Consider the following 12606-nt stretch of genomic DNA (forward strand, 5'->3'; position numbering starts at 1 on the left):
TCACTCGTCCAGAAGGTCCAGGAACTCCTCGACCCGATCAAATGGGTCCTCATGCGTCTTGCAGATGCAGACCACGCGATCGCCGTCGCGTTGTAGCGATCGTGCCTTGGATTTCCGCAGTCGCCCGGGCAAGAAATTCGCCGCGATCGCCTCCGGTCCGATATCGAGCCGGATGATCCCCCTCCGCTTGCACTCCATCCTCAGCTTTGCAGCCGCGAAGAACGCCTGGGCCGGCGCCGGCAGCCTGCCGAAACGACGCGTCGTTTCATCTTCCAGGTCGTCGAGATCGTCCTCACTCAGGCATCTGGCAACGCGACCATAGATCTCGAGCCGGACCGGCTCCGATTGGACGTAGCTCGTGGGCAGCGTGTCTTCGAGGGGCAGGTTGAGATCCGGCACCCAAAGATCGGCAGCGCCGTTATCGGCTTTCTCCGAGGCAATCTTCAGAAGGTGACTATAGAGCACAGGTCCGAGCACCTGGACATGGCCCGATTGCCGCTCCGAAAACAGATCGCCGGCGCCCCTGAGGTCGAGGTCACGCTCGCTGATGGCAAAGCCGGCGCCTGGTCTGCTGAACTCCTCCAGCACGGCCAAGCGCTTCTCGGAATGCTCCGAGCCGGACTCAGTCAACAGGTGGGCGAACGCGCGCGTTCCGCCTCGCCCCACGCGTCCCCGGAGTTGATGCAGTTGCGCAAGACCGAACCGTTCGGGCCAGCAGACCACGATGGTGTTCGCGCGTGGAATGTCGAGACCGCTCTCGACGATGTTGGTTGCCAAGAGAACGTCAGCCTCGCCCTCGACGAAGCTCATCATCCGGTCGTCAATCTCGTCGGCGGGCAGCTTGCCATGGAGGCAGACGATGCGAAGGTCGGGAGCCACTGCCTGCACACGCGCCAGGATCGGGTCGAGATCCTGAACGCGGGGACAAATCAGGAAGCTTTGGCCGTGCCGACTGCGTTCGCGCAGCAATGCGGAGGCGATAGCGGCATCCGAAAGCGGAGCTATTCTGGTCACGACCGGCAGCCGGTGGACCGGCGGGGTCGCGATGACGCTGAGATCCCTGAAGCCCGCGAGACCCGCCGCAAGAGTCCGCGGGATCGGCGTGGCGCTCATCAAGAGCGTATGAACTCCCTTGGATAGCTCCGAGAGCTTCGCCTTCTCCGCCGCTCCAAAATGCTGTTCCTCGTCGATGATCACGAGGCCGAGATTCGCGAACTTCACGTCCTTCGATGCCAGCGCTTGCGTGCCGATCACGATCTTGAGCTTTCCGCTCCTGAGCCGCTCCTTCGTATCCCTGGTCTCGGCTGCCGAGGTGGCCCGCGAGAGGCCTCCCACCTCGATGTCGAACGGACCAAAGCGTTTGCGGAAGGTCGCGATATGCTGTCGCGCCAGGACGGTTGTCGGCACCACAACCCCCACCTGCTTGCCTGCCAGCGCCACGGCCGCCGCCGCCCGCAGCGCCACCTCGGTCTTTCCAAATCCGACGTCACCGCATATGACGCGGTCCATGGGATGACCCGATGCAAGATCATCCAGGACATCTCGAATAGCCTTCGCCTGGTCGATCGTCGCAAAGTACGGAAAGCGTGCAACGAACTTCTCGTAGGCAGGGCCCGGCGGCACCAGCTTGGGAGCGCGCCGGCGGCGCCGCTGTCTGATGTGTTTGGCGAGCTCTTTGGCGGACGTTTGAATCTCCTTCTCCGCCTCGCTACGCCGCGCCCACCAGGAACTTCCGTCCGCCCGGTCGAGTGTCAGCTTGCCCAGCTCCGCGGCATAAGGCCAGATCAGAGCCAAGTCCGCGGGCGGAACGAGGACGGCATCATCTGCCGCGAATACGAGTTTGACCATCTCGCGCGACGCTCCGCCTCCCGTTTGCACGGCCTGCAAGCCATCGAGCAACGCCAGTCCTCGTTGCAGATGAACGACCACCGTGCCCTGCTCCGGCACATCCGGGTGATCGAATGCCGCATTCCAGGCTCTGGCCATGGGTTGCGGATGATGAGCCCTACTGCCGAGGACATCGGCCGCCGTCACCACGACAAGAGGCTTTGCGCCGGCCCCGACAAAGCCTGCATCGAAGTCAGCCAGGAGCGCCCCTTCTCGGCTCCGCCCCGCCGTCGCTTCGCGCCAATCCGCAAAGCGCTCCGCCTTGATGCCGGCGATCCGCTCCATCGCTCGCAAGTCCTCCTCCAGCGCGGCAACGAAAAGCAGCCGCGATCCGGCGCGCTGCGTGTCGGCGACAAATGCACGGAGGGCCTTCCTCGGCGAGGTCAGCTTTGAGAAATCCGGCGTCGATTTGAACGCCGACTTGTCAGGCAGCATGCTGACGCGCTTCGCCAGTCCCTTCCAGTCACTCCGTGCGAGATATTCGCGCGCGGCCTCCTTGCGACCAGCCGCCTCTCCGATCGTATCCAGCCAGCTATCGGCATGCGCAGGCACGCCTGCATCCGCGATCCACTTGGCTCCGCCACAATAGTCGAGCAGCGTCGCCCGTCCCGCACGCTTGCCGGCGAACGCAAGCCGCTCCGACATCGGGTCGATCGGAAGCTCCTTGGTCTCGTAGATGATCTCGTGTTCGACCGGGTCGACCGCCGCAATCTTTCGGATCACGCCTTTGGCGTGCTCTATCCTGAACGGACCGAGAGCGCCTGCAGGAAACACCTCGAACGTCATTCCGTGGAACAGTACGCCGCCTGGATACTCCGCCTCTTCATCCACGGCGTATCCGAGCGCTTCGAGGCGCGTCTTCAGATCCCGCTCGGAATAAGCCGCTCCGACCTTCAAGCCCAACCCAACGCGCGACCAGGCCGACGGCATCGGCAGCCGTTCCATCACGGCCTCCGCCGTCGACACCAGCAGGACAGGCTTTCTTGCCTTGGCCAGACGTCGCAACACCGAGCTTCGTCGACCTGCGATCTCCCGGGACGGCTCTAACTGGTCAAACGGTAGCGTATTCAGCCTCGGGAAAACCAATACGCCGCACGAAGGATCAAGCGAGTGAACCACACTCCCGAGCCGCTCCGCCCTGTTCTCGTTTTCAGCAAGAAAGACGACGCCGCCGCGCGCGGATTTTCGCAACTGTGCAAGAAGGTGAAGAGCCAGCATGCCGAGCGGCGACGACGAGGAGACTTCGATACGCGATGCCCTCTTGCTCTTCTTTGTCGCACGGCTGGCGGCGCGCACCTTTTTTGAATGTCCCACGCTGAATCCGTCGTTGTTTCGCGGTCACGGCTGACGCGAGTACCTCTGATCGACCCGGTTGATGCCGCTGGCCTAGATCTTGATCCTGTTGGACTGGCCGCAGAAAAGCCACCACCGCGGCAGGCTTGGCGGCCGGCGGGGATATCCCACTGTGCAAGGTCAATCCAGCAATTGCCTGCACGAACGGCCTAGGTCAAGGTCGTTCAGCTCGATCGATGGGGAACGCCGAGCGTTCCGGAGGAATGCTCCCCTCAGCACCATGTCTCATCGGAGCACCCGGGACGGTCAGTTCGAGTCCAAACGCTCTCAATCCGCGAGTTCAACGAACACCGGTTGATGATCGGAGGCACTGGTCTCGCCATTGACATCGATGTGATTGATACGGCCGACCAGATCTTCCGTCACGAAAATGAAGTCGCGACAATCGGGTCCATTGGTCCATTGGACGTGATCATATAGTCCGCAGGTCGGTGACCGCTGACGATCGGGACGACCAGCCGTCCAGGCATCGCGATAGTTGAGGCCTGGACGGCTCGACCGGTGTATCAAGGCGTGCTGCGGATCGGTGACATCGAAGTTGAAATCGCCGCACATCAGGCTCGATGCCGCAACGGTCTGGCTTTCATAGGGTTCGTCGGGCGGCGCTGTGGGCGCCTTTGGGCTGGTCGATGCGTCCTGCTGCAAGTCCAATAGTTGCGTAATCTGCGCTTCTCGCTGAGCGGCCGAATAATACTCGAGATGAGTATTGACGATGCGTAGCGTGCCAAAGGGCGCCCGAACCGTCACGTCCAGGGCATGGCGGCGCATGCTACGCACTGTGCCCGCCTCAGGCCAAGGCAGAAGATGATTGGTGATCTGGACGACCGGCAGGCGCGACAGGGTCATGTTGCCGAACTGATGCAGCCGGCCGGCTTGATCGACGGTCTCGATCGCCGGTCGGAACACGGGCATGTAGTCAGGCAGCAGCGCGGCAAGTTGCGCGCTCTGATCGCCTCCCCCGTCGTGTTTGGAAAAATTCGAGCTCACCTCCTGGAAGCAGAAGACATCCGCATCAGATATCCGCTTGGCGGTCGCAACGATCCTCGCAAGATCGGTCACGCCATCGCAGCCCTTGCCGCATTGAATGTTCCAGGTGAGGAGATGCATCAACGAATCCCTGCGCGCATGAACGACTGGACGAACTGTCGCTGGAAGAGAAGGAATGCAATCAGCAGCGGCGCCATTGTCATCACGGTTGCCGCTGTGATGACCGACCAGTCCACTCCCGTCTCCGGCGCGCCGAACACCGCGAGGCCAACTGTCAATGGCCGCGCCTCGACCGAGTTGGTGACAATCAGCGGCCACAGAAAATTGTTCCAGTGATAGCTGACCGAGACGAGCCCGAACGCCACATAAGTCGGGCGCGCCAGCGGGACGTAGACCCGCCAGAGAATCCCCAAGGGCCCCGCTCCCTCGACCCGAGCGGCTTCGACGAGTTCCTGCCGGACGCTCTTGAACGTCTGCCGCAACAGGAAAATGCCGAACGCGCTGGCGAGATAAGGCACAGCAATCGCGGGGATCGTGTCCAGCAGGCCCAACTTAGCGATCATGCGGTAGTTCTCGACGATCAGCACGTCAGGCATGATCATCAGCTGGAGCAGAACGAGCGCAAACGCGATGCCGCTGCCCTTGAATTTGAAGCGCGCGAAAGCATAGGCGGCCAGCGTCGACAGGATCAGTTGCCCGATCAGGATCAGGCTCACCAGCACAATTGTGTTGAGGTAGTAGCGGGTGAACGGCGCCTGTTTCCAGGCCCGGGCGAAGTTCTCCAGCGTCCACGGCGCCGACAGGCTGAACGACGTTGCGTAAGCGGCTGGATGCACTGCGCTCCAGAACGCATAGGCCAATGGCGCGAGCCAGATCAAGGCCAGGAACCAGGCGGCGGTCACCTCGACGGGATGGGTCCGGCCTCTCATTGATAATGGATCCTGCGGTCGAGATAGCCGAACTTGACCAGCGCGACGGCGCTCAGCAGCACCAGAAGCACAACGGTGAGCGTTGCCGCGTAGGAAGAGTCCTGGAAGGTGAAGGCGACCTCATAGATATAATAGAGCAGCAGCGTACTTGCATTGTTCGGACCGCCCTTGGTCATGATGACGAGGTGATCCACCAGCTTGAACGAGTTGATGACGGCGTTGATCGCCACGAACAGCGTGGTCGGCATCAGCAATGGAAACGTGATCCGCCGGAACGTGTACCATCGGCTCGCACCCTCGATCGCCGCGGCCTCGTCGAGGTCCGGCGAGAGTTGCTGAAGGGCCGCCAGGTAGAAGATCATGAAGAAGCCGGCTTCCTTCCAGATCACCATCACGATCAGGCACCCCATGACCGTCGAGGGATCGCCCAACCAGTTCCAGCCGGCGAGACCGAACAGTCCACGCAACTGATCGAGCAGCCCGTAGTCCGGCGTGTAGAAGAACAGCCAGATGTTGGCGACCGCGATCATCGGCAGCACCGTCGGCGTGAAATAGGCCAGGCGCAGGAAGCCGCGGCCGCGCATGTTGCGATTGACCCAAATCGCCATCACCAGTGCGAGCGCGATCGACGTCGGAATCGTGCCGAGCGCGAACCAGAAATTGTTGACCAGCGCTTTCCGGAAGATCGGATCGGCCGCCATGGCCTGGTAGCTGTCGAGGCCGACGAAAACCTCGGTGCCGTTCCGGCGCGTGACGAACAGCGAATGCCGGATCGTCGCCAGGATCGGGTAATGGGTGAACGCGATCAGCAGGACCGCCGCCGGCAACAGCAGCAGCCAGGCATTCGCTGCATTCCACCACGCCTGCGATCCAGCGCGACGTCGGGAGATCGGCGATGAGGCGGCGTAGTCGGACATCCGTCAGTGGTGGGATGGCGGCGAGCCGCCACCCCACCATTTCCCTTACTTGTAGGCGCGCAGCACGCGGTCGGACTGCTGCTGTGCGGCAGCCAACGCCTCCTGCGGCTTCTGCGTGCCGGTGACCGCGGCCTGCACGGCATCATTGACGAACTTGTAGATGCGGCCGTTCTCGTGGACGGAGAGCTCCGGAATCGCGTGCTCGAGTTGATCGCGCGCGACGACAGCCTGCGGAAAGCCCTTCGCATATTCCTGCATCGCGCTGGTCTTGTAGGCGGCCGGCGAGACGGCGACGTAGCCCGTCTTCATGCTCCATTCTGCCGCACGCTCCGGCGCCGTCATCCACTGGATGAACTTGACGGCTGCCTTCTGCTGCTCGGGAGACGCGCTCTTGAAGAGGTAGAAGTTGCCGCCACCGGTCGGCGAACCCCGCCGTTCCTTGGCGGGCAGCATGGCGACGCCGAAGGGAAACTTTGCGGCATCCTTGACGGCAGTCAGGTTGCCGGTGGTGTGCCACATCATCGCCGTCTTGCCTTCAACGAAGTCTGTGCGCAGCGTCGCCCAGTCGATGCTGCCCGCCGGCATCACATTGTGCTTGCGCGACAGTTCGACCCAGTAGTCGAGCGCGGCGACCGTCTTCGGCGCGGTCAGATAGACCTCGTTACCGGGCTCGTTCATCATCTTCTGGCCGTTCTCGATGGTCAGTGCCTGCAACATCCAGTAGCCATAGCCGGTCGAGGGAATTTCGACGCCCCAGCGCGTGGTGTTTCCGGAGCCGTCCTTCTTGATCAGCTTCTTCGACATCTCGACCATTTCGTCCCAGGACGCCGGCGCCTTTTCGGGATCAAGGCCTGCCTCCTTGAAGGCTTCCTTGTTCCAGTACAGCACAATCGTCGACCTCTGGAACGGGATGCTCCAGGTCTTGCCGTCGATCTGCCCGTTCGCCATGAACGCCGGATAGAACTCCTTGAACCACGCCTTGTCGCTGACCAGCCCGTCGATCGGAACGATGGCGTTTTCGTCCATCAGCGTGAAGACATCGGTGGATAGCAGGACCGACAGTTGCGGTGGCTGCCCGCCCTTCATGGCCGTCATCGCCTTGGTCATCGTATCCGTGTAGTTTCCGGCGTAGACGGCCGTGACCTTGATGTCCGGATTGTCCTTCTCGAACCGCGCGACCATGTCATCGATGATCTTCGTAACGGGACCGCCGACGGCAACCGGATAATACATCGTCAAATCCACCGCGGCTGCAGGACGGGCGCCCATGGACAGCGCAGCGAGTGCAGCCGCCATCAATATCGTTCGTCGCGCAAACATCTTTTAGTCTCCCTCATTGAACCGATTCCGCCGACCCGAAAATCACCGCGATTGGCCCGACGCCGTGAGCTGCCCCTCTTTGAAGGTGCTCGCCAATCGCCGTTCCGAGACCGGATCGAACCGATGCTCGTCGCGAGGCTCCCACGCAATCCAGACGTCCTCGCCTGGCTGAACTCTGCTGAAACCGTCGAGCCGAACCGCGGCCGGCTGACCGTCGATCTCGCACAGGATGATGCTGTCAGCTCCGAGATGCTCGACGGCCTTGACCCGCGCCGCGTGATTGCCACCCGACACGATGCGGATGTGTTCAGGCCGGATACCGATGAGATGATCACCTTGACGCAGCAGGTTCATCGGCGGCGTGCCAATGAAGCGTGCCGTGAACGCCGTTGCTGGACGGTTATAAAGCTCCTCGGGCGAGCCGTTCTGCTCGATCCGGCCGTCGCGCATCAGCACGACGCGATCGGCCATCGTCATCGCCTCGGTTTGGTCGTGAGTCACGTACACCATCGTCATTCCAAGGCGCTGTTGCAGCGCGCGGATCTCGGTGCGCATCTCGTGGCGCAGCTTGGCATCCAGATTTGAAAGCGGCTCATCCATGAGGCAGACCCGCGCTTCCGCGATGATCGCTCGTCCCAGCGCCACACGCTGGCGCTGACCGCCGGACAACTGAGACGGCTTGCGTTCAAGCAGGTGCGACAGGCCGACAATGTCGGCGACGCGCCGGAGCCGCTGGTCTCTCTCGGCGCGCGACACGCGCCGCACGCGGAGGCCGAAAACGATATTCTCGGCCACGCTCAAATGCGGAAACAATGCGTAGGACTGGAAGACCATGGAGATCTTCCGTTGCGCCGGGGTGAGATGGGTCACGTCGATGCCACCGATGGCAATTGTGCCGGCATCGGCCTCCTCAAGCCCCGCGATCAGGCGAAGTGTCGTCGACTTGCCACAACCCGAGGGACCGAGCAGCACCAGCAAACAGCCTTCATCCGCCGTCAGACTGACATCGTCGACCGCGCGCATCGCCCCCCAAGACTTGGAGACGTGACTCAGCGTAATCGCTGACATGCCCTGCTTGCTCTTAGCTGCGGGGATCGGTGCGGAGTGCAGACATCACCACGTGCACTCGCCGCGTCCTGCTCCGGCGGAGCAGCCGAAGGCCGGCCACCAGAAGCAGACCGATCCATATCGTTCCTCCCAGACCGCGCACCATTCATCGGCGCAGTGCGTATAATGTTCATATGAACATAATGTGACGCCATATGAAACAGAAAATTGCCTCCTCGGCGTTCAAATGATACTTTGGTGGAGACGGATAACCCAATGCTCAAGACCGCCGCGTCACGTCAGGCCCACATACTGGAGATCGTGCGCGAGGAAGGCTTCGCCTCGATCGAGCACCTTGCGACGCGCTTTGACGTGACGCAGCAGACTATTCGCCGTGTCGTGAATGCGCTCTGCGATCAAGGACTGCTCCGCCGAATCCACGGCGGCGTCAGCCTCCCGGTTCAGAACCAGAATCTTGCCTATGGCAGCCGACAGGGATTGAATGCCGACGCCAAACGGCGCATTGCGCATGCGACTGCGAAGTTCATTCCCAACGGCGCCTCGCTGATGATCGGGCTAGGCACGACGCCCGAATACGTCGCGCAGGCGCTGTCGCGTCGTCACGATCTGCGCGTGATCACCAACAACCTGAACGTCGCCGCCGCGTTCGCACATAATCCGGACATAGAGATCACGATCGCCGGCGGGACGCTCCGCCCGCTTGACCGCGACATCGTCGGCGAGGCTGCCGCGCGCTTTTTCGCGGGCTTTCGAGCCGACTACGGAATCTTCGGGGTTGGCGGCGTCGACCAGGATGGCACGCTGCTCGATTTTCACCTCGGCGAAGTTCAGGCGCGGCAATCCATCGTCGCGAATTCACGCACAGCCGTGCTCGTCGCCGACACCACGAAGTTTGGTCGCAACGCGAGCGTGCGAGGTGGCCATCTCGACGAGTGCCATCACCTCTTCACCGATGGTCCGTTGCCGACAGCCTTTGCGCCGATCACCGCAAAGTACACCGATCGCATTCACGCAAGCAGCGACACCGCTCTGGCTCGATGAGTCGACGGCTGACGGAATCTTGCGGACGCCCCCTTGCGAGACAGCTTGACAAGCTCCCCGGAACAATCGGCCGACGGAAAGCGGCCAGACCGACCGATCCGCTCATCGCCCGGCCGCCTGTCTGCACGCGCACCTTCACTGCTTCGCCGCCGGTTTGCCGGTTCGCTATTGGCCATCGAGATAGTTTAGGCCTAAAGTATTCACCCAAAGCCATAGTCGCAGCACGGGCTGCGTGCGAAGGGCGCCGCCCGCTGGGCGGGCCCGAAGGCGTCAAAAGGAGCCAGGGCCGCAATGAGCCGCGACATCCGCTATCGATCGCCAGCCGATGCTTTCGCGGCCACAGCCGCAAGGCTACCGGACGTGCCCTTCCTGATTGCGCCGGCGAGCGCGGGGCTGCCCTACGCGCCAGACGGGTTCAGGATCAAATACGGGAGTTTCAAGACCGACGTCGATCGCCTGCGCGCGGAGTATGCGGCCGCCGGCTATGGACGCGGCGCCCGGGTTGCCCTGCTGCTTGAAAATCGTCCGGTCTTCTTCCTGCATTGGCTGGCGCTCAATGCGCTCGGAGTTTCGATCGTTCCGATCAATCCCGACGTCCGCGCCGAGGAGCTGTCCTTCCAGCTCGAGTTGTCGCAGGCCGACCTGCTGGTGGCGACCTCTGATCGCATCCATGTGACCCGGGATGCACGACTCGGACGCGCTCGCCTGATCGATACCGACGGCCGCATTCCCGCGTGCGAAAGCGACGTTACCGGCCAGCATCCGAATTTCGAAGACGAATGCGCGCTGCTGTTCACCTCCGGCAGCACCGGAAAACCGAAGGGATGCATGCTCTCGAACCGCTATTTCCTTCAGGTTGCCGACTGGTATCTCGCGCAAGGCGGCGTCGCGGCATTACAGCCGGACCGCGAAATCAACCTGACGCCTTTGCCGATGTTCCACATGAACGCGCTTGGCTGCAGTGCCGTCGGGATGATGGTGCTTGGCGGCGCCGTGGTGCCGCTCGACCGCTTTCACGCCAACCGCTGGTGGCAGTGTGTGGCCGATAGCGGCGCAACTGTCGTGCATTGCCTCGGAGTCATTCCGGCCATTCTGCTGCAACTTCCAGTGACCGAGGTCGAGCGGCAGCACCGCGTGCGCTTCGCCTTTGCACCCGGCGTCGACGTCCGCCACCGCGCCACTTTCGAGGAGCGCTACCGCATCCCGATCGTCGAGGCCTGGGCGATGACCGAGACCGGAGGCGCCGCGGCCACCACCACCGCACGGGAGCCTGCCGGCTTCGGCGCGCGCTGCGTCGGCCGGCCATCCGACGGCATGGAGTATCGCCTCGTCGACGATCAGGGCGCCGACGTCGCGCTTGGCAAACCCGGCGAATTGCTGGTCCGCGCCAAGGGCGACGCCCCGCGAGCCGGATTCTTCAGCGGCTACCTGAAGGATGAAGAGGCCACTGAAGCGGCCTGGGACGGCGGCTGGTTCCATACCGGAGATCTTGTATACGCCGACGAAGACGGCCTGATGTATTTCTTCGACCGCAAGAAGACCATCGTGCGTCGCAGCGGCGAGAATATCGGAGTGCTCGAGGTCGAAAGTGCGCTTTACATGGATGCTCGCATCAGCGGCTGCGCGGTGACCCCTGTTCCGGACGACATCCGCGGCGAAGAGGTTTTTGCCTTCATCGTGCCGAACGCAAAGGTCGACGACGCCGACGCGCTCGCGACATCGATCGTCAAGGCCTGCGCGGAGCGCCTTGCCTATCACAAGGTGCCGGGCTACGTCGCAATCGTCGACGAACTGCCCTTGTCATCGACGCGCAAGCTTGCCCGTGGCGAGATCAAGACGCTGGCGGCTGCCGCCGTCGCGTCCAACCGCGCGATCGACATGCGCGCCCTCAAGGCGAAGTTGCGTCATAGCTGAGCTGCGGGCCGCAGCCATTACGGCAGCAGCTTGTACTTGCCGTTCTCGATCTGGACCAGAATCCGTGCGCGGTCGTCGACGCCGTGACGGTCGGCCGGCGTATAGGTGTAAATGCCGTGCGCACCCACCACGTCCTTGGTCGTGAACAGCGCCTCGCGCAGCGCGTTGCGGAACGCTGGCGTGCCCGGCGCCGCACCCGTTGCCTTGGCGCGCTTGGCGGCATCCATGAACACCAGCCAGCCGTCGAAAGCATAGGGGGAAAAGGCATCTGCCGGCGCCTCGCCGTTGGCCTTCTCGTAGGCTGAGCGGAACGCAAGCGCGACCTTGCGGATTGGATTGCCCTCGGGAAGTTGCTCGGCGGCCGTCACCGGCCCGGTCGGGCAGATGATGCCCTCCGCCGATTTGCCGGCGAGCCGCAGGAAATCGGCGCTGATCATGCCGTGATTGCCGTAGAGCGGACCCTTGTAGCCGCGCTCGGACAGCGCGATCACGGGCAGCGCGCCGGGCGTCCCGGTGCCGCCCAGCATGATCGCATCGGGCCGCGCAGAGATCGCGCGCAGCACCTGCGCGGTGACCGAAGTATCGGAACGCGCATAACGTTCGTTCGCGATCACCTTGATCCCGACCTTCTCGGCGCCTTGCACCAAGGACGTGTACATCAAATCGCCGAAAGCATCGGAGAAGCCGATGAACGCCACGGTCTTCACGCCACGGCTCTTCATGTGATCGACGATGCCCTGCACCAAAAGCGGCGTCGGCTGCGGCGTCTGCACCACCCATGGTCCGCCCTCGCCCGCCGGCACCGGCGCGATCGGCGAAATCGCGACCATCGGCACCTTCATTTCGACCGCGGCCGTGGCCATCGCCAGCGTCTGCGGCGCGCCTGATGTCCCGATCAGGAAATCAACCTTTTCCTGCTCCACGAGCTTGCGCGCGTCGCGCGTCGACGCAGCCGGATCCGAGCCGTCATCGAGCTGGATGACGCGGACCTTCTCACCGTCGATCTCGCCGACATACGCCTGGCCCGCAGCCAGCCCTTTGGCGTTCGGCACGCCGATCGAAGACACCGGCCCACTCAGCCCGGTCACGAATCCCACAAGGATTTCAGCGCGTGCCGGCGTCACGAGGCCCAGCAAGAGTGTGGCGCCGACAACAAATGTCTTGTTCATGATTTCACTCGATGCGAACGG

General features: G+C 62.8%; 10 protein-coding genes and 1 pseudogene. 4 read left to right on the forward strand and 7 right to left on the reverse strand.

Annotation, left to right across the window (positions count from 1 at the left end; translation table 11 throughout):
* Window positions 1-3105, reverse strand: a complete 3105-nt coding sequence (locus P6U30_RS22890) for a DEAD/DEAH box helicase (protein ID WP_407170512.1) — start codon at window positions 3103-3105, stop codon at window positions 1-3.
* Between P6U30_RS22890 and P6U30_RS22895 the strand changes: the two genes are divergently transcribed.
* Window positions 3104-3235 (forward strand): hypothetical protein, encoded by a 132-nt coding sequence (locus P6U30_RS22895; protein ID WP_407152740.1) that lies wholly within the window; start codon window positions 3104-3106, stop codon window positions 3233-3235. The genes P6U30_RS22890 and P6U30_RS22895 overlap by 2 nt on opposite strands.
* A 272-nt stretch (window positions 3236-3507) precedes the next feature.
* On the opposite strand, the gene P6U30_RS22900 is transcribed toward P6U30_RS22895, so the two are convergent.
* The 5 genes from P6U30_RS22900 to P6U30_RS22920 are packed head-to-tail and all read right to left on the reverse strand — an operon-like array spanning window position 3508 to window position 8461.
* Window positions 3508-4347 carry an endonuclease/exonuclease/phosphatase family protein gene (locus tag P6U30_RS22900; protein WP_407165167.1) on the reverse strand — a complete coding sequence of 280 codons (840 nt, stop codon included), beginning with the start codon at window positions 4345-4347 and terminating at the stop codon, window positions 3508-3510.
* Window positions 4347-5156 carry a carbohydrate ABC transporter permease gene (locus P6U30_RS22905; RefSeq protein WP_407165168.1) on the reverse strand — a complete coding sequence of 270 codons (810 nt, stop codon included), beginning with the start codon at window positions 5154-5156 and terminating at the stop codon, window positions 4347-4349. Before P6U30_RS22905 ends, P6U30_RS22900 begins: the two co-directional genes overlap by 1 nt.
* A complete protein-coding gene (locus tag P6U30_RS22910) occupies window positions 5153-6073 on the reverse strand; it encodes a carbohydrate ABC transporter permease (protein WP_407165169.1) in 921 nt (306 codons plus the stop codon). The genes P6U30_RS22905 and P6U30_RS22910 overlap by 4 nt, the downstream gene beginning before the upstream one ends.
* Window positions 6074-6118: 45 nt before the next feature.
* Window positions 6119-7393, reverse strand: coding sequence for an ABC transporter substrate-binding protein (locus tag P6U30_RS22915; protein ID WP_407165170.1), 1275 nt, complete (start codon window positions 7391-7393; stop codon window positions 6119-6121).
* A gap of 42 nt (window positions 7394-7435) precedes the next feature.
* Entirely contained in the window at window positions 7436-8461 is a 1026-nt protein-coding gene (locus tag P6U30_RS22920; protein WP_407165171.1) for an ABC transporter ATP-binding protein, read from the reverse strand.
* A 255-nt stretch (window positions 8462-8716) separates the two neighbouring features.
* Here P6U30_RS22920 and P6U30_RS22925 point away from each other — a divergent pair.
* From P6U30_RS22925 to P6U30_RS22935, 3 genes and pseudogenes are all read left to right on the forward strand, one after another.
* A pseudogene (locus tag P6U30_RS22925) lies at window positions 8717-8839 on the forward strand (DeoR family transcriptional regulator); the annotation flags it as partial.
* Between the two features lie 99 nt (window positions 8840-8938).
* A complete protein-coding gene (locus P6U30_RS22930; RefSeq protein ID WP_407170513.1) occupies window positions 8939-9502 on the forward strand; it encodes a DeoR/GlpR family DNA-binding transcription regulator in 564 nt (187 codons plus the stop codon).
* Window positions 9503-9793: 291 nt separating this feature from the next.
* Entirely contained in the window at window positions 9794-11416 is a 1623-nt protein-coding gene (locus tag P6U30_RS22935; protein ID WP_407165172.1) for an AMP-binding protein, read from the forward strand.
* Between the two features lie 17 nt (window positions 11417-11433).
* Here the strand turns inward: P6U30_RS22935 and P6U30_RS22940 are convergent, their stop codons facing one another.
* Complete coding sequence (locus tag P6U30_RS22940; RefSeq protein WP_407165173.1) at window positions 11434-12585, reverse strand: ABC transporter substrate-binding protein; 1152 nt, start codon at window positions 12583-12585, stop codon at window positions 11434-11436.
* Window positions 12586-12606 lie beyond the last annotated feature (21 nt).

Origin of the sequence: Bradyrhizobium sp. ORS 111, from assembly GCF_045571485.1 — a bacterium.
Lineage (GTDB): Bacteria > Pseudomonadota > Alphaproteobacteria > Rhizobiales > Xanthobacteraceae > Bradyrhizobium.